At 73.9% G+C, this 23996-nt stretch carries 20 protein-coding genes; 18 read left to right on the forward strand and 2 right to left on the reverse strand.

Annotated elements, in window-relative coordinates:
- Window positions 1–68: 68 nt before the first annotated feature.
- The 18 genes from SJY06_RS03230 to SJY06_RS03315 all read left to right on the forward strand — a co-directional run bounded on the left by SJY06_RS03230 (window position 69) and on the right by SJY06_RS03315 (window position 20291).
- On the forward strand, window positions 69–3926 hold the full coding sequence (locus tag SJY06_RS03230; RefSeq protein WP_380164579.1) for a nitrate- and nitrite sensing domain-containing protein: 3858 nt from the start codon (window positions 69–71) through the stop codon (window positions 3924–3926).
- Between the two features lie 24 nt (window positions 3927–3950).
- Window positions 3951–4391: a roadblock/LC7 domain-containing protein gene (locus SJY06_RS03235; RefSeq protein WP_380164581.1), complete on the forward strand. Its 441-nt coding sequence runs from the start codon at window positions 3951–3953 to the stop codon at window positions 4389–4391.
- A gap of 5 nt (window positions 4392–4396) precedes the next feature.
- Window positions 4397–4795, forward strand: a complete 399-nt coding sequence (locus SJY06_RS03240) for a DUF742 domain-containing protein (RefSeq protein WP_380164583.1) — start codon at window positions 4397–4399, stop codon at window positions 4793–4795.
- Between the two features lie 61 nt (window positions 4796–4856).
- Window positions 4857–5402, forward strand: coding sequence for an ATP/GTP-binding protein (locus SJY06_RS03245; protein WP_380169665.1), 546 nt, complete (start codon window positions 4857–4859; stop codon window positions 5400–5402).
- A gap of 119 nt (window positions 5403–5521) precedes the next feature.
- Complete coding sequence (locus SJY06_RS03250; RefSeq protein WP_380164585.1) at window positions 5522–6562, forward strand: LacI family DNA-binding transcriptional regulator; 1041 nt, start codon at window positions 5522–5524, stop codon at window positions 6560–6562.
- Between the two features lie 221 nt (window positions 6563–6783).
- On the forward strand, window positions 6784–8181 hold the full coding sequence (locus tag SJY06_RS03255) for an ABC transporter substrate-binding protein (RefSeq protein ID WP_380164587.1): 1398 nt from the start codon (window positions 6784–6786) through the stop codon (window positions 8179–8181).
- A 196-nt stretch (window positions 8182–8377) separates the two neighbouring features.
- Window positions 8378–9367 carry a carbohydrate ABC transporter permease gene (locus tag SJY06_RS03260; protein ID WP_380164589.1) on the forward strand — a complete coding sequence of 330 codons (990 nt, stop codon included), beginning with the start codon at window positions 8378–8380 and terminating at the stop codon, window positions 9365–9367.
- Window positions 9364–10329 (forward strand): carbohydrate ABC transporter permease, encoded by a 966-nt coding sequence (locus SJY06_RS03265; protein ID WP_380164591.1) that lies wholly within the window; start codon window positions 9364–9366, stop codon window positions 10327–10329. The genes SJY06_RS03260 and SJY06_RS03265 overlap by 4 nt, the downstream gene beginning before the upstream one ends.
- A gap of 173 nt (window positions 10330–10502) precedes the next feature.
- A complete protein-coding gene (locus tag SJY06_RS03270) occupies window positions 10503–12974 on the forward strand; it encodes a chemotaxis protein CheA (RefSeq protein WP_380164593.1) in 2472 nt (823 codons plus the stop codon).
- Window positions 12964–13452 (forward strand): chemotaxis protein CheW, encoded by a 489-nt coding sequence (locus tag SJY06_RS03275; protein WP_380164595.1) that lies wholly within the window; start codon window positions 12964–12966, stop codon window positions 13450–13452. Before SJY06_RS03270 ends, SJY06_RS03275 begins: the two co-directional genes overlap by 11 nt.
- A gap of 78 nt (window positions 13453–13530) precedes the next feature.
- On the forward strand, window positions 13531–15135 hold the full coding sequence (locus SJY06_RS03280) for a methyl-accepting chemotaxis protein (protein ID WP_380164597.1): 1605 nt from the start codon (window positions 13531–13533) through the stop codon (window positions 15133–15135).
- Window positions 15136–15281: 146 nt separating this feature from the next.
- Window positions 15282–16241 (forward strand): hypothetical protein, encoded by a 960-nt coding sequence (locus SJY06_RS03285; protein WP_380164599.1) that lies wholly within the window; start codon window positions 15282–15284, stop codon window positions 16239–16241.
- Window positions 16242–16339: 98 nt separating this feature from the next.
- A complete protein-coding gene (locus SJY06_RS03290) occupies window positions 16340–17512 on the forward strand; it encodes a chemotaxis response regulator protein-glutamate methylesterase (RefSeq protein WP_380164601.1) in 1173 nt (390 codons plus the stop codon).
- The gene (locus SJY06_RS03295) at window positions 17505–18557 is read left to right on the forward strand and encodes a CheR family methyltransferase (protein ID WP_380164603.1); all 1053 of its coding nucleotides are present in this window, start codon (window positions 17505–17507) and stop codon (window positions 18555–18557) included. Before SJY06_RS03290 ends, SJY06_RS03295 begins: the two co-directional genes overlap by 8 nt.
- The gene (locus SJY06_RS03300) at window positions 18557–18952 is read left to right on the forward strand and encodes a response regulator (RefSeq protein WP_380164605.1); all 396 of its coding nucleotides are present in this window, start codon (window positions 18557–18559) and stop codon (window positions 18950–18952) included. Before SJY06_RS03295 ends, SJY06_RS03300 begins: the two co-directional genes overlap by 1 nt.
- Window positions 18949–19401, forward strand: a complete 453-nt coding sequence (locus SJY06_RS03305; RefSeq protein ID WP_380164607.1) for a chemotaxis protein CheX — start codon at window positions 18949–18951, stop codon at window positions 19399–19401. The genes SJY06_RS03300 and SJY06_RS03305 overlap by 4 nt, the downstream gene beginning before the upstream one ends.
- On the forward strand, window positions 19398–19760 hold the full coding sequence (locus SJY06_RS03310; protein ID WP_380164609.1) for a response regulator: 363 nt from the start codon (window positions 19398–19400) through the stop codon (window positions 19758–19760). Before SJY06_RS03305 ends, SJY06_RS03310 begins: the two co-directional genes overlap by 4 nt.
- Before the next feature lie 24 nt (window positions 19761–19784).
- Window positions 19785–20291 carry a hypothetical protein gene (locus SJY06_RS03315; RefSeq protein WP_380164611.1) on the forward strand — a complete coding sequence of 169 codons (507 nt, stop codon included), beginning with the start codon at window positions 19785–19787 and terminating at the stop codon, window positions 20289–20291.
- A gap of 98 nt (window positions 20292–20389) precedes the next feature.
- Here SJY06_RS03315 and SJY06_RS03320 read toward each other — a convergent pair whose 3' ends face one another.
- Together SJY06_RS03320 and SJY06_RS03325 are read right to left on the reverse strand one after the other, a co-directional pair.
- Window positions 20390–21544 carry a molybdopterin molybdotransferase MoeA gene (locus tag SJY06_RS03320; RefSeq protein ID WP_380164613.1) on the reverse strand — a complete coding sequence of 385 codons (1155 nt, stop codon included), beginning with the start codon at window positions 21542–21544 and terminating at the stop codon, window positions 20390–20392.
- Between the two features lie 95 nt (window positions 21545–21639).
- On the reverse strand, window positions 21640–23946 hold the full coding sequence (locus tag SJY06_RS03325) for an FdhF/YdeP family oxidoreductase (protein ID WP_380164615.1): 2307 nt from the start codon (window positions 23944–23946) through the stop codon (window positions 21640–21642).
- Window positions 23947–23996: the final 50 nt, after the last annotated feature.

Below are 23996 nucleotides of genomic sequence, written 5' to 3' on the forward strand. Positions count from 1 at the left end.
ACGTGCCGAACGACCTACCGACCGGCTGTGAAGGCGGTCGGTCATCGTCGTCTCCTGGAAGGCTCGCCATGCTGCGCTCTGCCGGTATCCGGTCGAAGATCCTCGCGGTCCTGGTCCTGCCCCTCGTGCTGCTCGGCATCACGGCGGGGCTGCTGGCCGCGGCCCAGGTCGACCGAGCCCGCCAGGCGTTCGAGGTCGAGAAGATCGCCGCGATCGGTGCGGACTTCGGCACGCTGGTGCGCGGGATCGAGACGGAGCGGGCGGTCACCGCCGCCGCGATCCAGGACGACCCGGCCGCCCTGGAGGCCCTGCCCCAGGTCCGGGCCCAGGTCGACGAGGGGCTGGCCGCCTCGCGCGAGGCGGTCGCCGAGATCCGCTTCGAGCGGCTGTCGCCGCAGGCCGAGAGCGCCCTGGACCGGGTGCAGAGCGCCCACGTCGAGCTCGGCATCATCCGCCAGCGCGTCGACGGCGGCGGCGCCTCCCTCGACGACGTCATGGCCGACTTCGACGACGTGCTCCGCGAGGACCTGGCGATGCCCGGTCGCGTGGGGGCCGGGGTCGCCGACCAGGAGACCGCCGAGCTGCTCGCAGGCTTCGGCCACCTGCTGACCACGCGCGACCTGGCCCTGCGCGAGCAGGAGATCGGCCTGCGGATCCTGGCGCGCGCCGCGACCGCCGGTGACAGCCGGGCGTTCCCCGCCCTGGCCGAGGCCCAGACCGAGGAGATCGCCGCCTGGGAGTTCGCCGTGGGCTCCGAGGCCGCCGGCGACGCCGCCGAGCTCATGGGCATGCAGCGCCAGGAGGTCTGGTCGATCGGCCGGGCCCGCGTGGCGCTCAGCTCGCCGGCCACGGTCGGCCAGACCGGCCTGACCCCCGAGATCTGGCTGGAGACCACCGAGGGTCGCGTCGCCGGGCTGGACACCGCCCTGACGCAGATCACCGGCGACGTCGAGGCCAGGGCCGCCGCGGTGTCCCAGCGCGCCTCGCTGCTGGCGACGCTCGCCGTCGCGGCCGCCGTGCTCGGCGTCGGCGTCACGGTCCTGCTGTCGCTCGTCCTGGCCCGGCGCATCGCCCGGCCGCTGCGTGAGCTGACGGCCGCCGCCACGTCGGTGCGCGAGCAGCTGCCCCAGATGGTCGAGCAGATGCGCAGCCCCGGCCAGATGCCCGACGTGGAGCTGCCGCACATCGCCGTGGACGGCGACGACGAGGTGGCCCGCCTGGCCGCCGCGTTCAACGCCGTCAACTCCACCGTGGTCGAGGTCGCCGAGGAGCAGGCCGCGCTCCGTGGCTCGATCGCCGAGACCTTCGTCAACGTGGCCCGCCGCAACCAGGTCCTGCTGTCGCGCCAGCTGTCGTTCATCGACCAGCTCGAGCAGCAGGAGGAGAACCCGGACACCCTGGAGAACCTGTTCCGCCTGGACCACCTGGCCACGCGGATGCGCCGCAACGCGGAGTCGCTGCTGGTCCTGGCCAACATCGACGCCGGCCGCCGGCTGCGCCAGCCGCTGGCCCTGTCCGACGTGATCCGCACCGCCGCCAGCGAGATCGAGCAGTACGAGCGCGTCAACCTGGCCCTGCAGGTGGACCCGCCCACCATGGGCCACCTGTCGCTGCAGCTGGCGCACCTGCTGGCCGAGATCCTCGAGAACGGCACCAACTTCTCCGAGCCGCACACCCCGGTGCTGGTGGCCACGAGTCGGACGTCGGCGGGCATCCGCATCACCGTCACCGACGAGGGTCTGGGCCTGAACGACGAGGAGATCGCGGCGGCCAACGCCAAGATCTCGGACTTCGGCGCCGACGACGTCGTGACCTCGCAGCGCCTCGGGTTCTTCGTGGTGGGCCGCCTGGCCCGTCGCCTCGGCGTCACCGTGGGCATCCGTCGCGGGGCGTCCAAGGGCCTGGTCGTCACCGTCGAGCTGCCGCCGTCGCTGTTCGTGCCCGGCACGGTCAAGGCGGTCACGCCGCAGCCGGGGGCCGAGGCCCCGGGCTCCGCCCCCGCCCCCGTGCTGCCGCCGTCGCGGCAGCAGGACGGCCCGCCGGCCCCCGGCGCCCGCCCCACGCCGGCGACGGCTCCGGGCGCCGCCGCTCCCGCCGGTCCCGCTGCTCCCGTCGGTCCTGCCGCTCCCGCCCGGCCGGCGACCCCGGCCCCGGTCCCCGCCGCTCGTCGCGCCCCCGGCACCCCGATCGCCATGCCGTCGTCCGCCCCCGAGGCGGACGTCGCGCCGGCCGTCACGGTCACCCCCGGTGGCCCCACCCTGCCCCGTCGCGGCCAGCCGGCCGCAGCCGCACCGGCTCCCGCCGCACCGGCCCCCGGACCGGCCCCCGCACCGGTTGCCGCACCGGCTCCCGTCGCGTCGGCTCCCGTCGCGCCGGCCCCGCCCGTCGCCCCCGCCCGGGCGCAGGCCGACCCCACGGGCGACCTCACCGGGGACGCCCCCGCGCTGAGCCCGGTGGTCAGCGGCGACGGCCCCGCGCTGCCCACCCGGGCCCGCCGCGAACCGGCCGCCCCCGCGGCACCCGACCAGGCCGCTGACGCCACCCGGGGCGGTCACCTGGCCGTCGCGACCCAGTCCGCGCCTTCCGCCTCCCCGACCGCTCCCGTCGCCCACACCGGGCCCCGCCAGGTCCCGGCCCAGGGCGGGCCCCGCACGGCCGTCCCCGACGGCGGTGCCGCGGCCGGCCAGGGCAGCGACGTGACGTCCGGTGCTGGCTCCGGCCGCGGCGGCACCCCGCCCCGGCGGGCCGGTCTCTTCGGCGCCTTCCGGGCGCGTCGCGACGGGCTGGACGCCCCGGCGGGCAGCACCGCGCCGGCCGTCCCCTCGTCCCCGTCCGTCCCCGACCGCCCGGTGCCCGCACCCGACGCCACCGCGGTCGCCCCGGCGCCCGCACCGGTGGCTCCCGCCGCCGGTCCGAGCACGCCCCCGCTCGCGTCGCGGGTCACGGCCCCTGTCCCGGCGTCGGCTCCGACCGCGGCTCCGACCCCGCGTCCGGCCGCTCCGGCCGCGCCGGACGTCGCGGCCCCCCTCGCCTCGCGACCGGCACCGGCTCCCGCAGCCACCCCGGCCCCGACCCCGGCGCCCGTGGTCTCCCGACCGGCACCGGCTCCCGCAGCTGCGGCACCGGCTCCCGCAGCTGCGACGCCGTCGCCCGTACCCCGGCCCGCGACCCCGGCCGCACCGACGGCGCCTCCTGCCCCGGCTGCGGCCGCCCGTCCCACCCCGGTCGCCCCGGCGCCCGTCGAGCCGCCCCGGCCCGCGCTGGCGCAGCCCGTCGACATCCTGCCCGGCGGCGCCCGCCGCCGCGGCCGTCGCAGCCTGTTCGGCGGGGGCGCCAAGCCCGCGCCGACCGTCGCGCCGACGCCCACCCCGGTGCCGGCCACCCCGGTCGTCCCGACCGGCCCCGTGGCCGGTCCGCGGCCGGGACCCGTCGGCGCGCCGGCCCCCGTCGCCGGTGCCGGGCCGGCGCCCCAGACCCTGCCCGAGGCCGCGGCCTTCGTGACCCCCGCGCAGTCCTCGGTCCCCACCGCCGGCCTGTTCGGCTCACCGGCCCCCGCGGCCGCACCCGCCCCGGCGGCCCCCACGGCCCTGCCCGACGGCGACTCCGTGCGCCAGCGCTCCATGCTGGCCTCGGAGGCGCTGAGCGAGCTGAGCCGGCTGTCGGCCTACAGCCCGAGCGCGGTCGAGGGCCGCAGCGGCCCCGCGCCGCTGGTCCGCCGCCAGCCGGCGGCCAGCGAGGCCGCCAAGGTCCACACGCCCACGGGGCCCGCTCCCGAACGCCGTCAGCGCAGCGCCGCCGACGTCCGCAGCATGCTGTCCGGCTTCCAGTCGGGCGTCACCCGTGGCCGGGGCGAGGACGCCGACGCGTCCCTGCCCCCGACCAGCAGCACCCATCCCAGCACCACCGACACCCGCACCACCGACTGACGGAGGACCCGGACCGTGACCACGATGAGCACCGAAGCGACCAACTTCAGCTGGCTGCTCGACAACTTCGTCCGCAGCGTCCCCGGCGTCACGCACACCCTCGTGGTGTCGGCCGACGGCCTGCTGATGGCGATGTCGGACCAGCTCGACCGCACCCAGGGCGACCAGCTGTCCGCGATCGTGTCGGGCATCTCGTCCCTCACCCGCGGCGCCGCACGCCAGCTGAACGCGGGGGAGGTGCGCCAGGCCATCGTCGAGATGGACTCCATGTTCCTGTTCTCGATGGTCGTCTCCGACGGCTCCGTCATCGCGGTGATGGCCGACGCCGGCTGCGACGTGGGCCTGATCGGCTACGAGATGGCCCTGCTGGTCAGCCGGACCGAGCAGACCCTGACGCCCCAGCTGGTCGGCGAGATGCGTTCCCGCCTGCCCGTCTCGGGCGCCACCCGGACCACGGTCGGCTGAGGCTCGTGGACGAGCGACGCAGGCCCGGTGTACCGGGCCCACGCCACGCCGACGGCGACGACTTCCACGTCCGTCCCTACGCCCTGACGCGCGGCCGCACCCGGCACGCCAACGGGGCCTCCCTGCCGCTGGAGGCGCTGGTCCAGGCCGTGGCCCGGCCCAGCGTGTCCGACACCCCCGAGCAGCGCCGGATCCTCGAGCTGTGCGCCGACAAGTTCGAGTCGGTCGCCGAGATCGGCGCCCACCTCAAGCTGCCCGTCGGGGTGGTCCGCATCGTCGTGGGAGACCTGCTGGAGTCCGGCCAGGTCCGCGTCCACGGGCTCACCTCGTCCACGTCCAACTCGTCGTCCACGATCTCGCTGAGCGTTCTGGAGAGTGTTCTCGATGGCATCTCATCCCTCTGACCTGGCCGCCCCGGTGGGGGCGGTACCCGATCAGGTCGTCGCCCCGACGGTCGTCAAGATCGTGGTCGCCGGCGGCTTCGCGGTCGGCAAGACCACGTTCATCGGGTCGATCTCCGACATCGAGCCGCTGTCCACCGAGGCCGCGATGACCGAGCACAGCCTGGGCGTCGACGACGCCGGCGGGGTCAGCGACCGCAAGACGACCACGACGGTCGCCATGGACTTCGGCCGCATCGGCCTGCCCGGCAACCTGTGGCTGTACCTGTTCGGCACCCCCGGGCAGGACCGGTTCCTGTTCATGTGGGACGACCTGGTGCTCGGGGCGATCGGCGCCGTCGTGCTGGTCGACACCGACCGGCTCGAGCAGTGCTTCCCGGCCGTGGACTACTTCGAGTCCCGCGGCATCCCGTTCGTCGTGGCGGTCAACTGCTTCGACGGCGTGGCCAAGCACCACCTGGAGGACGTCCGCGAGGCGCTGCAGGTGCCGGCCCACGTCCCGCTGCTCTACACCGACGCCCGTTCGCGCGCGGCCACCAAGCAGGCCCTCGTCAACGTCGTGCGCCTGGCCATGGAGCGGGCGAAGGCCGACGTCCAGCCCGTCGGCTGAGCCCTCGCGCCCCCGCCCGAGCGGTGCGGGAGGGGACCGGCGACCGGCCGGGCCCCTCCCGCGTTCACTTCTCGCCCGACACGGTGCACAATCCGTGATCACAGGCGAGGAGGCTGACGGTGGCGTCGATCGAGGACGTGGCCCGCGCCACGGGTGTCTCGACCGCGACGGTGTCGCGGGCGCTCCGTGGGCTGGCCTCGGTGGCGGAGCCGACCCGTGCCCGGGTCCAGCTCGCCGCGCAGGCGCTGGGCTACGTGCCCTCGGCCGCGGCCGCCAGCCTGGCCAGCGGGCGCACCAAGGCCATCGGCGTGCTCACCCCGCACGTGTCGCGGTGGTTCTTCGCGGTCTGCATCGAGACGGTCGAGGCCGTGCTGCGCACCCACGGCTACGACGTCCTGCTGGTCATCCTGCCGCCCGGCGGCCGCACCACCCCGGGCCCGGCCCGGACCCTGCCGCCGTCGCGGCCGATGCTCGAGGCCGACCTGCTGCGCAAGCGGGTCGACGCGACCATCGTGCTCACGCTGCCCCTGGTGCCGGCGGAGCTGACCACCCTCCAGGGCCTCGGCCACGACCTGGTCTACGTCGGCGGCGTGGTGCCCGGCCTGCGGTCCGTGGGTATCGACGACGTCGCGGTCGGTCGGGCGGCCACCCAGCACCTGGTCGACCTCGGTCACCGCGAGGTCACGTTCGTCGGCGGGTCGCTGTCGCCGGCCGACTGGGCCCCGCCGCAGGAGCGCTACCGCGGCTACCAGGCGGCGGTCGCGGCCAACGGCCTGGTGGAGCAGGAGGTGGTGAGCGCGGACCTGACGGTGGCCGACGGCCGCCGGGTCGGTCGCGACCTGCTGCGCCGGCGCCAGCTGCCCCCCGCGCTGGTGTGCGCCTCCGACGAGGTCGCGATCGGGGTGCTGCACGAGCTGCGGGTGGCGGGCGTCGACGTGCCGGGACAGGTGTCGGTGATCGGCGTCGACGACCACCCGCACGCCGTGCTGCACGACCTGACCACCATCGCCCAGCCCGTCGCCGAGCAGGCCGAGCTGGCCACCCGCTGGCTGCTGGCCGCGCTCGAGGGCGGCGACGGCGCCGCGACGGTCGCCGGCGAGGGGGTCGAGCTGCTCCAGACGAGGCTCGTGGTGCGGGGGACGACCGCTCCGCCGACCTGACGGACCCCTTGGTGGGAACGTGCCCACCAGTAGCAGACCGGGACGAAACGGACGCATCCGGACCCTTCTGGCCTGCAGTTCCGTCATGTTGCCGGATCGTTACGGCGGCGTGACACGAAGCCCTTGTATCTCGCGAGGTGCAAGCGTTTACATGACCCGTACGTCGAACCAGGTCCGCACAGGTGCGGCCGGACGAGAGCCATCAACGAGGAGGCACACCCATGCGCAACCGCCTGAACAGGCGTGTCGCTGCTGCAGCGAGCGCCGGCATCGGCATGACGCTGCTGCTGGCCGCGTGCGGCGCGGACGCGATCGAGAGCGGGGGTGACGCCAGCGGTGGAAGCGACGGCGGCGTCGACACCTCGGCCGGCATCGACTGCGCCCCCTACGAGGAGTTCGGTGAGATCGACGGCACCACGGTGTCGCTCTACACCTCCATCCTCGCCCCCGAGGACCAGCCCTACATCGACGCGTTCGCCCCCTTCACGGAGTGCACGGGCGTCACGGTGAACTACGAGGGCTCGGCCGAGTTCGAGGCCCAGCTGCTCGTCCGCGTCCAGGGCGGCAACCCGCCGGACATCGCGCTGTTCCCGCAGCCCGGACTGCTGCAGACCATCGTCCGCGACACCGGCAGCGTCGTGCCGGCCCCCGACGCGGTCGAGGCCGCGGTCGACGAGTTCTACGGCCCGGACTGGAAGCAGTACGGCACCGTCGACGACGAGTTCTACGCCGCGCCCAACAGCGCCAACGTGAAGTCGTTCGTCTGGTACTCGCCGAGCGCCTTCGAAGAGGCCGGCTACGAGGTCCCCGAGACCTGGGACGACATGCTCGCCCTGTCCGACCAGATCGTGGCGGACAACCCCGGCGGCGAGGTCAAGCCCTGGTGCGCGGGCATCGGCTCCGGCGACGCCACCGGCTGGACGGCCACGGACTGGATGGAGGACGTCATGCTCCGCACCGCGGGCGCCGACGTCTACGACCAGTGGGTCAACCACGAGATCCCCTTCAACGACCCGGCCGTGGCCACGGCGCTGGAGACCGTCGGCGGCATCCTCAAGAACGAGGACTACGTCAACGGCGGCATCGGCGGCGTGCAGTCCATCGCCTCCACCACGTTCCAGGACGGCGGCCTGCCGGTCCTCGACGGCTCCTGCTTCATGCACCGTCAGGCCTCGTTCTACGCGGCCAACTGGCCCGAGGGCACCGAGGTGGCCGAGGACGGCGACGTCTTCGCGTTCTACTTGCCCCCGATCGAGGAGTCGGCCGGCGAGCCGATCCTCGGTGCCGGTGAGTTCGTCGGCGCCTTCGCCGACCGCCCCGAGGTCCAGGCGTTCCAGCTGTACATGACGTCCTCGGACTTCATCAACCTGCGGGCGCAGGGCGGCCAGTTCATCCCGCCGCACAGCGAGCTGGACACGGCCAACCTGACCAACCCGATCGACACCCTGTCGGCCGAGCTGCTCACCAGCGAGGACACGACGTTCCGCTTCGACGCCTCCGACCTGATGCCCGGTGCCGTCGGCGCCGGCTCGTTCTGGACGGAGATGACGGCGTGGATCGCCGAGGACAAGGCCGACGCCGAGGTCCTCGACGCCATCGAGGCCTCCTGGCCGCAGTGACCCGCTGAAGGTCCGCGGCACCCCGCCTCGTGAGGGGGGTGCCGCGGACCTTCCCGGTCGGGGGGTGCGCGAGTAGCGTCACGCGAGCCCCCCTGCACCCGCCCGCCCCCTGCGCCACCCGCCGAGGCGCTCGACGCCCGGCACCCCCGCCCCGCCCGATCGCCCTTCCGACATCACGACGAGGAGATGCGCGGACATGGACTTCCTGACCGACGCCGGCACGGCCCCGGAGAAGCTGCTCGTGATGGTGGTGGCGATCGCTCTGTTCGTCGCCGTCATGGGCATCCTTCTCTTCGCCGTGGACCGGCCCAAGAACATGCCGAACTGGTTGGCCTTCGTGGCCTTCGTCGGCCCCTCAGCAGCGTTGCTGATCTTCGGCCTGATCCGCCCGGCCGTCATCACCATCTACCAGTCGTTCTTCGACCGGACCGGGGCCAACTTCGTCGGCTTCGGCAACTTCGTCGACCTGTTCACCTCCAACGACCTGCGGACCGTCCTGCTGAACACCGTGATCTGGGTGCTCATCGTCCCCGTCGCGGCCACGTTCCTGGGCCTGCTGTACGCCGTCGTCGTCGACAAGTCCCCGGTCGAGGCGCTCGCCAAGGCCCTGATCTTCCTGCCGATGGCCATCTCGCTCGTCGGCGCCAGCATCATCTGGCGGTTCATCTACGAGTTCCGAGCCGACATCGGCGACAACCAGCAGATCGGCCTGGCCAACCAGGTGCTGGTCTGGCTGGGCTTCGAGCCCTACCAGTTCCTGCTCAACGGCCCGTGGAACACGTTCTTCCTCATCGTCGTGTTCATCTGGGTGCAGACCGGCTTCGCGATGACGATCCTGTCGGCGGCCATCAAGGCCATTCCCGACGAGATCACCGAGGCCGCCCGGCTCGACGGCGTCAGCGGCGGGCAGATGTTCCGCTACGTCACCGTCCCCGGCATCCGCCCGGCCCTGGTCGTCGTGCTCACCACGATCGCCATCGGCACGCTCAAGGTGTTCGACATCGTCCGCACCATGACCGGCGGCCAGTTCGGCACCTCGGTCGTCGCGAACGAGTTCTACACGCAGGCCTTCCGGCAGTCGAACATCGGCCTGGGCGCCGCGCTCGCGGTGATCCTGTTCGTGCTGGTCATCCCGATCGTCGTCTACAACGTCAGGCAGATGCGGCTTTCGGAGGAGGTCCGATGAGCACCACCGACCGCGACCAGGGGTCCCAGCCGAGCGCGTCCACCGCGCCGGGTGACAAGCAGAGCGACTTCGTCGCGGGGCGCACGGCCGAGAAGGGCCAGCTCCAGGGCCGGGCCCGCAAGGTCCGCAAGGGCCTGACCAGCCCCTGGGCCTCGTTGATCGCGGTGGTCCTGGCGGTGCTGTGGACCATCCCCACCTTCGGGCTGGTGCTGAGCTCGATCCGCTCCGAGACCAACATCAAGACCACGGGCTGGTGGACCTGGTTCAGCAACCCCGAGTTCACCGCCAACAACTACAACCTGGTGCTCTACGGCGGGCAGAACAACTTCGCGTCGTTCTTCATCAACTCCCTGGTGATCACCCTGCCGGCGGTGGTCATCCCCATCACGCTGGCCCTGCTGGCCGCCTACGCGTTCGCCTGGATCGAGTTCCCCGGCCGGGACTGGCTGTTCGTCGCCGTGTTCGCGCTGCAGATCGTGCCCATCCAGGTCACGCTCATCCCGCTGCTGCGCGACTACGTCGACTGGGGCCTGAACGGCTCGTTCTGGCCCATCTGGCTGTCGCACTCGATCTTCGCCCTGCCGCTCGCGGTGTTCCTGCTGCACAACTTCATGCGGGACATCCCCAAGTCGCTGATCGAGGCGGCCCGCGTCGACGGCGCCGGGCACGTCAAGATCTTCTTCCAGGTCCTGCTGCCGCTGCTCACCCCCGCCATCGCGGCGTTCGGCGTGTTCCAGTTCCTGTGGGTCTGGAACGACCTGCTGGTCGCCCTCACCTTCGGCAGCTCGCAGACCACGGCCCCGCTCACGGTCCGCCTGGCCGAGATGGTCGGCTCCCGCGGCACGGAGTGGCACCTGCTCACCGCGGGCGCGTTCATCACGATCATCGTCCCGCTCGTGGTGTTCCTGTCCCTGCAGCGCTACTTCGTCCGCGGCCTGCTCGCGGGCAGCGTCAAGGGCTGAGGACGAACCCCACCCAACCGGCACCGACCGAACGGCCCCGAGCACCCGCTCGGGGCCGTTCGGATGTCTGCCCCCTGACGACGCCCCTGCTGCACTAAGGTCCGGCCCCGCCGGAGCCGATCATCGGATCGACGTGTTCACCGTGACCGCGTCGTGTACCCGATGGAGGCCTCGTGAGCGGCGTGACGGACAGTGCCGACGGGATGGACGAGATCGTCCAGGAGTTCCTGGTGGAGAGCCACGAGAACCTGGACCAGCTCGACCGTGACTTCGTCGAGCTCGAGCAGGACCCGCACTCGCGGGACCTGCTGGCGAGCGTGTTCCGGACGATCCACACCATCAAGGGCACGAGCGGGTTCCTCGGCTTCGGCAACCTCGAGCGGGTCACCCACGTCGGCGAGAACCTGCTGGCCAAGCTGCGCGACGGCGACCGGACGCTCGACGCCCGCACCACCGACGTCCTGCTGCTGATGGTGGACGCGGTCCGGGCCGTGCTGGCCGAGATCGAGTCCGTCGGCGTCGACGAGGCCTGCGACGTCAGCGCGACCGTCGAGGCCGTCCGGGCCATCCTCGAGCAGCCCGCGGGACCCGAGGCCGTCGTCGATCCCGAGCCCGTGGCCGAGCCCGTGGCCGAGTCGGTCGCCGAGCCGGTCGCCGCCGCCGAGCCCGAGCCCACCGACGAGCCCGCGCCCGAGCCGGCCGACGAGCCCGCGCCCGTCGAGCCCGCGACCGCCGCGCTCGTCGACGCGGAGCCCGTGGCCGACCTCGAGCCCGAGGTGACGGCCGAGGCCGCGGCCCCGGTGCCCCCGGTCGTTCCCGCCCCCGCCGTGCCGGCCTCCGCCGCGCCGGCACCCGCGCCCGCCAAGGCGGTCGAGGTCGAGCCCGAGACCGCCGCTCCGGCCGGCAAGGCCCCCGCCGACGCCAAGAAGCGCTCGGCCGTCGATTCCTCGATCCGGGTCGACGTCGACGTGCTCGAGAACCTCATGCAGCTGGTGGGCGAGCTCGTGCTGTCCCGCAACCGGGTGCTGCAGCTGGCCGCGGACTCCTCCGACACCGACCTCGTGCGCTCCGCCCACCACCTGGACCTGATCTCCTCCTCGCTGCAGGAGGCCGTCATGAAGACGCGCATGCAGCCGATGGACTACCTGTGGGCCAAGCTGCCCCGCGTCGTCCGTGACCTGTCCGCGCAGTGCGGCAAGGAGATCGACCTGGTGATGCACGGTCGCGAGACCGAGCTCGACCGCACGCTGCTCGACGCGGTCAAGGACCCGCTGACCCACCTGGTGCGCAACTCGATCGACCACGGCGTCGAGACCCCCGACGTGCGGCAGGCGGCCGGCAAGGCGCGCCGCGGCACCCTGACCCTGCGGGCCTACCACGAGTCCGGCCAGGTCGTCATGGAGATCGGCGACGACGGCAAGGGCATCGACCCCGACATGATCGGCCGCAAGGCGGTCGAGAAGGGCCTGGTCACCGCCGACGAGCTCGCGGCCATGAGCCGTCGGGCCGTGCTGGACCTGATCTTCCGGCCCGGCTTCTCCACCGCCGACGCGGTCACCAACGTGTCCGGCCGCGGCGTGGGCATGGACGTCGTCCGCACCAACATCGAGAAGATCGGCGGCAGCGTCGACCTGACCAGCACCCCGGGCCACGGCACGGTCATGCGGGTCACCATCCCGCTGACGCTGGCCATCATCCCGGCCCTCATCGTCCGGCAGGGCGAGGAGCGCTACGCCATCCCGCAGGCCAACCTGCTCGAGCTCGTCCGGATGAACCCCGACGACCCGACCAAGGGCGTGGAGTACGTCGCCGGCGTGCCGGTGCACCGCCTGCGCGGCCGGCTGCTGCCCCTGCTCGACCTGGGTGAGCAGCTGGGGGCGGACTCCGAGCGCCGCGCCGAGGCCACCATCGCGGTCCTGCGCAGCGACAACAACGAGTTCGGCCTGGTCGTCGACGAGGTCCTGGAGACCCAGGAGATCGTCGTCAAGCCGCTCGGGGCCGCGCTGACCTCGCTGCAGCTGTTCGCCGGGGCCGCCGTCATGGGGGACGGGCGCATCGCGCTCATCCTCGACGTGCTGGGCCTGGCCGGGGCCGGTCGGGTGTCGCACTCCGCGGCCAGCATCACCTCGACCATGCAGCAGGAGGCCGGCCTGACCGGCGAGGAGTCGGACCTGACCAGCCTGCTGGTCGTCCGCACCGACGGGGCCCGCAACGTGGCCGTGCCGCTGGACAAGGTCGCCCGCCTGGAGGAGGTCCCGGTGACCGCCCTGGAGCACGTCGGCTCGTCCACGGTCGTGCAGTACCGCGGCGACCTGCTGCCGGTCGTCGAGGTCGACGGCGGCGGCTGGGGCGGCGGCTTCGTGCCCAGCCAGGGCGGGCCGCCGGACTCCGAGTCCTACGGCGAGGCGGTGGTGGGCCACGTGCCCACGGTCACCCTGGTCGTCTACCAGCACGGGGAGCGCCTGGTCGGTCTCCGGGTCAAGGAGATCGTCGACATCGTCGAGGTCCCGCTGGTGCTGTCACCGATCGGCGCCCGCAGCGGCAGCCTCGGTTCGCTCGTCGTCAACGGCCACATCACCGACGTCCTCGACGTCTCCGCGCTGGCCGCCCCGTTCGCCACCGAGGAGCTGTCCTATGTCCACTGACCTGCTGACCGCCCCGCGCGCCGGGGGCGAGGTCGCCGGCGACCTGATCCAGTACTGCACCTTCTGGGTGGACGAGCTGTACCTCGGCATCGACGCCCTCGCGGTGCAGGAGGTGCTGCGCAACCCGGGCCTGACCCCGATCCCGCTGGCGCCCCCCGCCATCCGTGGCCTGATCAACCTGCGCGGCCAGATCGTCACCGCCATCGACCTGGGCGCCCGCCTGGGGCGCACCCCCACCGAGCGCCGGATGAACGTGGTCGTCCGCTCGGGCGAGGGCTCCGCGAGCCTGCTCGTGGACAAGATCGCCGACGTCGTCCAGGTGCCGCGCGCCGGGCACGAGGCGGTCCCCACCACCCTGACCGGCGTCGCCCGGGAGCAGCTGCGGGCCACCTGCCAGCTGGAGGACTCCCTGCTGCTCATCCTCGACGTCGCCCGGGTCACCGCCATCCGCAAGGACGGCGACACCCCCGCCCGCTGACCTGCCGGCGCACCCGCGCCACCCCCGCTCCACCCCACCCCAACCACCCCGCGCCGCCTGACCCCCTAGGAGCACCCCGTGAGCACCACCGCCGCCCCAGCCCGGAAGGCCGGTCGACCCTCGATCGCCAACTGGTCGCTGGCCGTCAAGATCGTCGCGCTGTCCGCCGTCACCCTGCTCGTGCTGGTGGGCATCGCGGCCAGCAACCAGTACATGAGCAACGTCCGCTCCGACGCCAACGGCGACTTCCGCAAGATCGCGTTCGCCGAGACCGAGCTGCTCCTGCTCGGCAACCGCGCGTCGGAGATCAAGGCCGGCTCCTACCTCGTCGGCCTGAGCGGCGACGTGGACAAGGCGCAGGCCGACCTGATCGACGACACCGCCACCGTCGAGGAGCTGTTCGCCAACTTCGACGCTCTCGGCCTCCCGGCCGAGGAGCAGGCCCTGGTGGACAGCCTCAAGCCGCAGTTCGACACCTTCGTCGCGGCCAACGCCACCTACCTGGCCGCGGTCGAGGCCGACCCGGCCCGCACGTCGGAGCTCTGGCCCGACGTGCTGGAGGCGGAGGGCGTCGTAGGTGACGCCGTCGGCGCGGTCGAGGACTCGCTCGAGCAGTCGCTGGAGACCACCAACACCCGCGCGACCGGTATGGCCGACACCAGCAGCCTGACCCTCTGGGTCAGCGTCGCCCTTGGTTCGCTCCTGGTCGCGCTCGCCTCGTTCTACCTCTACCGCCTGACCGCCCCGCCCCTGCTGTCCACCGTCAAGGCGCTGGAGACGCTCGCCGCCGGCGACCTGCGGGTCAAGGCCGAGATGGGCCGCACCGACGAGGTCGGCCGGATCGGCACCGCCGTCGACGGCCTCGCCGCCACGCTGCGGGAGTCGATGGGCCAGGTGCAGGCCGGTGCCGGCGAGCTGCTCAGCTCCGCCGAGCAGATGAGCGGCTCCTCCACCGAGGTGGCCGCGGCCGCCGAGGAGTCCAGCCAGCAGGCCAACGTCGTGGCCGCCGCCGCCGAGCAGGTCACCCGCAACGTGCAGACCGTGGCCGCCGGCGTCGAGGAGATGGGCCAGTCCATCCGCGAGATCGCCCAGAACGCCCAGGAGGCCGCCTCGGTCGCCGGGGACGCCGTCACGGTGGCCGGCGAGGCCAACGAGATCGTCGTCCGGCTCGGCGAGTCCAGCCAGCTGATCGGCGAGGTCGTCCGGGTCATCACCTCCATCGCCGAGCAGACCAACCTGCTGGCGCTCAACGCGACCATCGAGGCCGCCCGCGCCGGTGAGGCCGGCAAGGGCTTCGCCGTGGTCGCCACCGAGGTCAAGGAGCTCGCCACCCAGACCGGCAAGGCCACCGAGGACATCGGCCGCCGGGTCACCGCCATCCAGGCGGACTCCTCCGACGTCGCCGTCGCGATCGAGAAGATCGAGTCGACGATCGCCCGGATCCACGACATCCAGACCACCATCGCCTCGGCGGTGGAGGAGCAGACCGCGACCACGTCGGAGATGGGCCGGTCCCTGTCCGAGGCGGCCGCCGGTTCCGGCGAGATCGGCGCCGGCATCACCGCGGTCGCGGCCGCGGCCGAGCAGTCCTCGGCCCAGGCCCAGACCAGCGCGGACCACACCCGTGGCCTGAGCGCGCTGAGCGAGCAGCTGGAGGCCACGGTCCGCCGCTTCACGCTATGAGCGGTCACCGACCCGGCCGGGCCGTGAGCCCGGCCGGGTCACCGTCCGTCGTCGGTCCGTCCCCGTCCGTCCGAGCCGCTCACCCGGTGGCGTGAAGCGCGCCTCCGGGGGGTGCCCACGGGCCGGGCAGGGGTCACGATGACGACATGGTCTACAGCCTGACCAACGCCAGCGCCCTCGGCCTCGACCTCGCCCGCACCCCGGGCGGGGCCGAGGCCGCCGGCGTCCTGCTGCGGGGCCTGCTGGCGCCGCCCCCGGCCGCCGCCGGCCCCGCCCCCGTGCGGGCCCCGGTGGACCTGCCCCCCGCCCGTACCCGGGCCTGGGCCCTGGTGGGTCCCGGTGGCCCGACCGTGGTCGACGTCACCGACCGCGCCGCGGAGGCGGCCGACGCGGACGGCGACGAGCTGGCCCGCACCCTGCGGCGAATGCTGCGCCGGTTGGGGGCCGTGTCGTTCGGCACCGTGGCCGACCTGACCGCGCTGGCCGCCGACCTGGCCACCGAGCTGCCCGCCGGGGCCGCCGCACGGCGGCCGACCGGTGCCGGCGACGCCGCACCGCAGGTGCTCGACGCGGACGTCGTCCGCCGCGGCGAGCTGCTCGCCGACGCGCTGCTGGCCGCCGTGGTCGTCGCCGGCCCCGACCCGGCGGGCCCCGTGCTGGCCCGGGCCCTGCGCCACCGGCTCGACCCGCCCGCCCCGCAGCCGCCGGCCCTGCCCCCGGCGCCGGCCCCCGGGGACGCCGTGCGCGGTCGTGACCCGGTGTCGGTCACCGGCCCCACCGCCGACCTGCTGGGCGCCCTGGCCGCCGTCGACGACCCGACGCGGCTGCTGCTGACGCACGGGCCCGCGCCGCACGTGTGGGCCGAGCACATGCACTCCGCCGCCTGGGCGGTGGAGACCACCGGGCGGACCCGCGTGGCCGCCGCGGCCCAGCTGGACCTCGTCCGGTGCCTGGCCGCCGCCGGGGTGACCCCCGCCCACTGCCTGGCCGGGGTGTGGAACACCTGCAGCGCCGCCGTGCAGGCCCACGTGGTGGCCGACGTGCTGGGCGCCGACAGCTGGACCGTGCTCACCGCCGACCTGCTGGAGGCGCTCGAGCACGGCTGAGCGTCGTCCGTCACCCTCCTGGATCCTCAACTCCGGCCCGCCGGTGCCGATCTCATGACCTAGCGGCCCCAGTGGCCGGTCGTGCATGGAGGACCGCGGTGGCACAGGGCCAACCCAAGATCCGGGTCGTCTCGGTCGACGACTCGGTCGTGGTCCGACGGCTCGTGTCCGACGTGCTGCAGACCGACCCCGACATCGAGGTGGTCGCGACGAGCAGCAACGGCCGGCTCGGCGTCGAGGCGGTCCGCCGCCTCAGGCCGGACGTCGTGATCATGGACATCGAGATGCCGGTCATGACCGGCATCGAGGCGGTGCGCGAGATCCGCACCACCGACCGGCGCACCCCCATCATCATGTTCAGCACGCTGACCGAGCGCGGCGCCCGCGCCACGTTCGAGGCGCTGGACGCCGGCGCCACGGACTACGTGACCAAGCCCGGTCAGGCCTCGGCCGTGGGCAACGGGCTGGAGTCCGTCCGCCGCGAGCTCATCCCGAAGGTGCGCGCGCTGGCCGGACGGCCGGCCCGTCCTGGTGCCCCCGCCCCGCGCAGCGCGCTGGCCGCGGCCCGCGCCGCCGCGGCCCGCACGGCCGTCCCCGCCCAGGCCGCCGCCGGTGCGGGCCGCGGACCCGTGCTGCTGCGTCGACCCTCGCTGCTGGCCATCGGCTCCTCCACCGGTGGGCCGGAGGCGCTGGCCAACGTGCTCGGCGCCCTGCCGGCGTCGCTGCCCGTCCCGGTCGTGGTGGTCCAGCACATGCCCGCGGAGTTCACGCAGCTGCTCTCGGAGCGGCTGGACCGCACCTGCGCCATCCGGGTGCAGCACGCCGTCGACGGTGAGCCGCTCGTGCCCGGCACCGTGGTCATCGCCCGCGGCGGCCGGCACCTGGAGGTGGCCCGCGAGCAGGGTCGCCTGGTCAGCCGGCTCAGCGACGCCCCGCCCGAGAACTTCTGCAAGCCGGCCGTCGACGTCCTGTTCCGCTCGGTCGCCCACGCGGTCGGGGGCGGCGTGCTGGCCGTCGTGCTGACCGGCATGGGCTCCGACGGGACCGCGGGTGCCGTCGACCTGGCCACCGCCGGCGCCACCCTGTGGGCCCAGGACGAGGCGACCTCGGTCGTCTGGGGCATGCCCGGCAGCCTCGTCGGCGCCGGCCTGGCCGGCTCCGTCATGCCGCTGCCCGCCATCGGGCCCGCGATCGTCCACGCCGTCGGCGGCCCCCTCAGGCCCGCCGCGTTCGCCACCACCGCACCCTCGAGAGGAGAGGCCCGTGCCTGAGCACCGCACCGCCGCCGGGACAGCTCCCGGCCGGCCGGTCCCCATGACCCCGGCGGACGCCGTCTGGCTCCGTGACCTCGTCCGTCGCCGCTCGGCCATCGTCCTGGACGAGTCCAAGCAGTACCTGCTGGACACCCGGCTCGCACCGCTGGTGCGCAGCGGCGGCTTCGCCTCCGTCGGTGACCTGGTCGCCCGCGCCCGCGCCGGCGACCGCCACGTCACCGGGCTGATCGTCGACGCCATGACCACCAACGAGACGTCGTGGTTCCGGGACAACGGGCCGTTCGAGGCGCTGCGCACCGTGGTCCTGCCGGCCCTGGTGCGTGAGCGCGCCGCGGAGCGCCGGCTGCGGGTCTGGTCGGCCGCCTGCTCGTCGGGCCAGGAGGCCTACTCCATCGCCATGATCTGCACCGAGGTCCTGCCACCGGGCTGGAGCGTCGAGATCGTCGGCACCGACCTGTCGCCCGCGATGGTCGAGCGGGCCCGGGCCGGTCGCTACTCCCAGCTCGAGGTCAACCGCGGCATGCCCGCGCCCCACCTGGTCCGCTGGTTCGTCCGGGACGGGTCGCACTGGCAGGTCTCGCCGCAGCTCAAGGCCATGACCAGCTTCCGCGAGGGCAACCTCGCGATGCCGTTCACCGACCTGGGCCGCTTCGACGTCGTGATGCTCCGCAACGTGCTGATCTACTTCGACGGCGCGACCAAGTCCGACATCCTGCGCCGCACCCGCGGCGTCACCCGCCCCGACGGCTTCCTGTTCCTCGGGGCGGCCGAGACCGCCCTGGGGATGGACGTCGGCTGGTACCGCGAGCAGGCCTCCAGCACGTCGGTCCTGCGGCCGGAGGGCGCGACGCCCCTGGCCCCGCCCCGGCCCCGGGCGGGCGTCCCCGCCCAGGCCGCACCGCCGCGCGCACCGCTCGCGGCCCCGCCGGCGCCCCGGACCCACCCCCGGGTCACCCTGCCCCCCCTGCCCACCCCCGCCCGGACGAGCCCCACCTCGTTCGAGCCCCGCCACCCGACCACCCCCAGCTACGGAGGCCGCTGATGCACGCCCTTGTCGTGGACGACTCCCGGGCGATGCGCCGCATCGTCGCCGGGATCCTCACCAACCTGCACTTCGAGACCGCGGAGGCCGACAACGGCGCCACGGCTCTCGCCGAGCTCGAGCAGCTGACCGCGGCCGACACGGTCCCTCAGCTGGCTTGCATCGACTGGAACATGCCCGTCATGGACGGCCTGCAGCTGGTCTCGGCCATCCGGGCCGACCGCCGCTGGCGCGACATCACCCTGATGATGGTGACGACCGAGAGCGAGCACGGGCAGATCGTCCGGGCGCTGGCCGCCGGGGCGCACGAGTACCTGATCAAGCCGTTCACGGCCGACGCCATGGCGGACAAGCTCCGCTACCTGGGCCTGGTCCCGGCGGGGGTCGGCGCGTGAGCGTCGACGGCGAGGTCCTCGCCGAGCTGACGCAGGCGGTCTGGGAGTCCTTCGTGGACGCCGAGCTGCCGCTGGTCGACCTGTACGGCGCCCCGCTGGACCCCGGTCCGGACGGCGTCGTGGTCGGCACCATCCTCATCCACGGCCCGCACGCGGGCCGCATCAACGTGTCGCTGCCGGCGCAGGCCGCCTCGGCGGCCGCGGCGCGCATGCTCGACATGGCGCCCGGCGACGTGGTCGAGGCCGACGTGCACGACGCGACGGGCGAGCTGGCCAACATGATCGGCGGCAACGTCAAGGCCATGCTGGAGGGCGAGCACCACCTCGGTCTGCCCTCGGTCACCGTCGCCCCCACCGACCCGTACGACGCGGTCGCCTCGGCGACCCTGCTGTGGGGCGAGCACACCCTGCTCGTCACGCTCGAGACCGCTCCCGGAGGCACGTCATGAAGGTCCTCGTCGTCGACGACTCGCGCGTCATGCGCCAGATCGTCGTCCGCACCCTGCGCCAGGCGGGCTTCGACGGCGTCGACGTCGTCGAGGCCACCAACGGCGCCGAAGGGCTCGACGCCGTGTCGAACGAGCGCCCGGACATCGTCCTGTCGGACTGGAACATGCCCGAGATGACCGGCATCGACTTCCTCACCAGCCTGCGGGCCCGCGGCGACGACACCCCGTTCGGGTTCGTCACCTCCGAGGGCTCGCCCGAGATGCGCGAGCGGGCCTCCGGCGCCGGCGCGCTGTTCCTCATCGCCAAGCCCTTCAACGCCGACACCTTCGCCGACACGCTCAGCCCCATCCTGGGCTGAGCCAGACCCCGAGGAGCCCACGCCGTGGCCTTCACCATCACCCCGCTCGTCGTCCCCGTCCCCACGCTCAAGTCCGTCCGAGACCTGCTCGGCGACCTGACCGGCAAGGAGATCGAGGTCGCCTCCGGCGCGGAGCCCGTCGCCGTCGGCGGCGACTCCGGGTCCGTGGTCGGGCTCTACGTCGACGCCGAGCTCAAGAGCCGGGCCGTCATCGCCTTCGACCTGCGCCTGGCCGCGTACAGCGGTGCGGCGCTCGGCCTCGTGCCGCCCGGCGGCGCGCAGGACGCGATCGACGAGGGCACGCTGCCGGCGACCCTGCTGGAGAACTGCACCGAGGTGCTCAACATCATGGCCTCGCTGTTCAACCAGGTCCGGGCGCCGCACCTCAAGCTGTACGCCACGTTCCCTCCCGGCGAGCAGCTGCGCCCCGACGTCCGCGAGCTCGCCGTCCGCACCGCCCCCCGCGACGACATCAGCGTCGACATCGCCCGCTACGGCACCGGCCGGATGTCCGTCGTCGTCGTCCCCTGACGCGGCCCCCCGTTTCCGACGCAACGGCACTCGGCGTCGGTCTATCCGACGCAAGGTGCCGTTGCGTCGTCTCGTTCCCGACGCGACGGCACTCTGCGTCAGGGGCGGGGGAGGAGCTCGACCGGGGTCGAGGGGTCCCAGCCGGGCGGCACGAGCGCGACGGCGTCGGCGGCGGCCAGGCCGCGCAGCTGGGCCGGGCCGGCGGGCCCGGACGGCTCGACCCGGCCCGGGCCGGCGTGGCGAACGGGCACGAGCGAGGTGACCGGCCGACCGCGCGGCTGCCAGCCCGTGAGCAGCGCGTGCGGCGGCGGTCCCGGCTCGGCCCCCGTCATGCCCGCGAGCAGGGGCCGGAGCAGCACCAGCAGGGCGGCCACGGCGGCCAGCGGGTTGCCGGGCAGACCGACCAGCGGGCGCCCGTCGGGCAGCTGGGCCAGCACCTGCGGGTGACCGGGCCGGACGGCCACGCCGTCGACCACGAGCCGCGCCCCGACCTGGGCCAGCCAGGGCCGCAGCCGGTCGGCGGGCCCGGCGCCGGCCATGCCGCAGGTCAGGAGCACGTCGGCGTCGCTGGCCAGCATGGTCTCCAGCGCGGCGTCCAGCTCGCCGACCGCGTCGCCGCAGCGCTCCGACGCGCTGAGCGTGCCCCCCAGGGTCCGCACCGCGTCGGGCAGCAGCGGGCCGACCGCGTCACGCACCTGGCCGGGCACCGGTAGCCCGGAGGTGACGATCTCGTCCCCCGTCACCAGGGCGTGCACCCGCGGCGGGCGGCGGACCTGCAGCACGTCGGTGCCGGTCCCGGCGGCCAGCCCCGCTACGGAGGCGGTCACCCGCCTACCGGCCGGCAGCAGCTCCTCCCCCTGCACGCACTCCTCGCCCCGGGGCCGGACGTGCCGCCGCCCCGGCTCGTCGCCGACCAGGCGCAGCACGCCCGCGGCCACGTCGACCACCTCGACGGGCAGCACGCGCTCGCAGCCGGCCGGGACCAGGGCGCCGGTCGCCACCTCGACGGCGTCCCCCGGCTGCAGCGCCGCGGCGGGCGCACCGCCGGCCAGGACGCGCCCGCGCACCTGCCACGGCCCGGGCCCCGACACCGCGAAGCCGTCCATGGCCGAGGCGTCCGCCGCGGGCACGTCGGAGCGGGCCCGCAACGCCTCGGCCAGGACGGCCCCGAGCGCGTCCGCCGGCGCGAGCCCCACCGGCGGCGGCAGCCGGTGCGTGCCGAGCCGGTGGGCCCGGTCGCGCGCCTCGGTCACGTCGGCCCCGGGCCCGTGGTCCCGACCGCCGGGGGACCGGGACGCCCCGGTCGGCCCGTGCGGGTCGACCGGGGCAGCGGGTGCGTCCTGCGGGCTCAGCGGGCCACCGGCACGGGAGCGTCGGTGCGGGCGACAAGCCGGACCACCAGCGACTTGCTGGCCGGGGTCCCGCTGATGTCGGCCTTGTGCCCGAGCGGGACCAGCACGTTGGTCTCGGGGTAGTACGCCGCCGCGCAGCCCTTGGCCGTCGAGTACGTCACGACCCGGAAGTTCTCGGCCACCCGCTCGTGGTCGGTGAACTCGCTGACGATGTCGACGTGCTGGCCGTCGACCAGGCCCAGCTCGACCAGGTCCTCGGGGTTGACGAACACCACCCGGCGGCCGTCGCTGATGCCGCGGTAGCGGTCGTCCAGGCCGTAGATCGTGGTGTTGAACTGGTCGTGGCTGCGCAGCGTCTGCAGCAGCAGCCGCCCCGCCGGCACGTGCGGGTACTCCAGGTCGTTGGCGGTGAACAGCGCCTTGCCGGACTCGGTGTTCCAGCGCCGCTCGCGCGCGGCATGGGGCAGGACGAACCCGCCCGGGCGGGCGATCTTGGCCTCGAAGTCGTCGAAGCCCGACACCACGCGCTCGATCCGGGCGCGGATGGTGCGGTAGTCGTCCTCGAAGGCCTGCCAGTCCGCGTCGACCCGGTCGCCCACGACCCGGCGGGCGAGCCGGCAGACGATGGCGACCTCGGACAGCAGGTGGTCCGAAGCCGGTGCGAGCCGACCGCGGGTGGCGTGCACCGCGCTCATCGAGTCCTCGACGGTGACGACCTGCTCGCCCGAGCGCTGCACGTCGACCTCGGTGCGGCCCTTGGTCGGGAAGATCAGGGCCGTGCCGCCGGTGACGACGTGCGAGCGGTTGAGCTTGGTGGACACCTGCACCGTCAGCGCGCAGCCGCGCAGCGCGGCCTCGGTGACGTCGGTGTCGGGGGTGGCGCGGACGAAGTTGCCGCCCATCCCCATGAACACCTTCGCCTTGCCGTCGCGCATGGCCTCGATGGCCGCGACGGTGTCCATGCCGTGCTCGCGGGGCGAGGCGAAGGCGAACTCCTTGTCGAGGGCGTCGTGGAACGACGACGGCATCCGCTCGAAGATGCCCATGGTGCGGTCGCCCTGGACGTTGCTGTGGCCGCGGACCGGGCAGACGCCCGAGCCCGGTCGGCCGATGTTGCCCTGCAGCAGCAGCAGGTTGACGACCTCGCGCAGGGTCTTGACCGAGTGCTTGTGCTGGGTCAGGCCCATGGCCCAGCAGACGACGGTGCGCCTGGAGGCGGCGAACCGGTCGGCCAGGCCCTGGATGGCCTCGCGGCTGAGCCCGGTCGCGGTGGTGACCTCGTCCCAGTCCAGCTCGGCCAGGTTCGCGGCGTACTCCTCGTAGCCCGTGGTGTGGCCCTCGACGAACGCGCGGTCGACGACGCTGCCGGGGCTGTCGCGCTCCTTGTCCAGCAGCAGCCGGGCGACGGCCTGGAACAGGGCCATGTCGCCGCCGACCCGCACCTGGACGAAGTCGTCGGCCAGCTCGGTGCCCGCGACCAGGCTGAGCGGCTTCTGCGGGTTCTTGAACTTGATCATGCCGGCCTCGGGCAGCGGGTTGACCGCGACCACCACGGCGCCGTTCTTCTTGGCCTTCTCCAGCGCGCTCAGCATGCGCGGGTGGTTGGTGCCCGGGTTCTGGCCCGCCACGACGATCAGCTCGGACTCGTACAGGTCCTCGAGCATGACCGAGCCCTTGCCCACGCCGATGGTCTCGCCCAGGGCGGAGCCGGAGGACTCGTGGCACATGTTGGAGCAGTCGGGCAGGTTGTTGGTGCCGTAGCCGCGCACCATCAGCTGGTACAGGAACGCGGCCTCGTTGGAGGTCCGGCCCGAGGTGTAGAACACGGCCTCGTCGGGGCTGTCGAGGCCGTTCAGGTGCTCGGCCACCAGGTCGAATGCCGCGTCCCACTCGATGGGCTCGTAGTGGCTGGCGCCCTCGCGCCGGATGACCGGGTGGGTGATGCGGCCCTGCTGGCCCAGCCACCAGTCGGTCCTGGTCTCCAGGTCCGCGAGGGAGTGCTCGGCGAAGAACTCCGGCGTGACGCGGCGCAGCGTCGCCTCCTCGGCGACGGCCTTGGCGCCGTTCTCGCAGAACTCCGCCGGCGACCGGTCGGCCGGGTCCGGCCAGGCGCAGCCGGGGCAGTCGAAGCCGTGCTTCTGGTTCAGCCGCAGCAGGGTGCGGCCCGTGCGGACCGTGCCCATCTGCTGCCACGACATCTGCAGCGACTTGGCCACCGCAGGGACCCCCGCGGCGTACTCCTTGCGCTCCTCGACGGTCAGGTCGCTGTCGTCGAAGTCCTCGCGGGGGGCCTTGGTGGCCACGGTGGTTCTCCTCTGGGTCGGTGCCGTTCGGGCCGTACGGGTCTACCTCG

The organism is Jannaschia sp. R86511, from assembly GCF_042466345.1.
Lineage (GTDB): Bacteria > Actinomycetota > Actinomycetes > Actinomycetales > JBBAYJ01 > Aquipuribacter.